Origin of the sequence: Peptoniphilus hominis (ex Hitch et al. 2025) (assembly GCF_040096015.1) — a bacterium.
GTDB lineage: Bacteria > Bacillota > Clostridia > Tissierellales > Peptoniphilaceae > Peptoniphilus_A > Peptoniphilus_A hominis.
In genome coordinates this window covers 1-662 of the sequence record NZ_JBBMFO010000079.1, presented here as the reverse complement: position 1 = coordinate 662, position 662 = coordinate 1, and the positions used below count along the sequence as shown (strand labels likewise).

1 protein-coding gene is annotated in these 662 nt (G+C 29.5%); it reads left to right on the top strand.

The genetic code is table 11. The annotated features are described in order from the left end of the window. The first annotated feature begins 188 nt into the window (after positions 1-188). Complete coding sequence (locus WMO19_RS09845; protein WP_349171692.1) at positions 189-479, top strand: DUF3847 domain-containing protein; 291 nt, start codon at positions 189-191, stop codon at positions 477-479. Positions 480-662 lie beyond the last annotated feature (183 nt).

Genomic DNA, 662 nt, shown 5'->3' with positions numbered 1-662 from the left:
TTATCTTTGTGAGAAAAATATGATAAAAAAGATAAACAAAAAGTTATAACATTCCAGATTGGGATTACATGGAAAGAAATATAGAAAACATAAAATTAAAATGGAATATAGCAAATTATAATATTTAAAACGAAAACGATTAGAAATAAAAATCTAGTCGTTTTTTTATTACAAGAAAGGATATAAGTATGAAAAAATTAGAACAAATACGACAAGAGTCAAAAGAAATAAAAGACAAAATTGACGATACAGAAGAAAGATTAAGGCAACTAAAAAATCGAGAACAAAAGATACTAAAACAAGACATAATAAAAAGAAGAAAAGAAAGAACTCATAGGCTCATAACAAGAGGAGCAATCTTAGAAAGCCTTATAGAAAATGCAGAAGAACTAACAGATGAAGAAATAAAAATCCTACTAGAAGAAGCAATAGAGACGAAAGAATTTAAAGAAACACTAAGAATAATGAGAGAAAATTAGGGAAAATAAAATAACCAAATCTCCCTTAGATTTTCTAAGGGCGCAATTATACACCCTAAAGGGTGCTTGCGTCATGCGGAGCCAAACCCCTGAAGCGACCAAAAACCATTCGCTTTTTAAAAGTCAAGGGTAAATAAACTCGCTAAGGCTCGCCCTTGACTTTTAAAATTTGAAATGAACAAA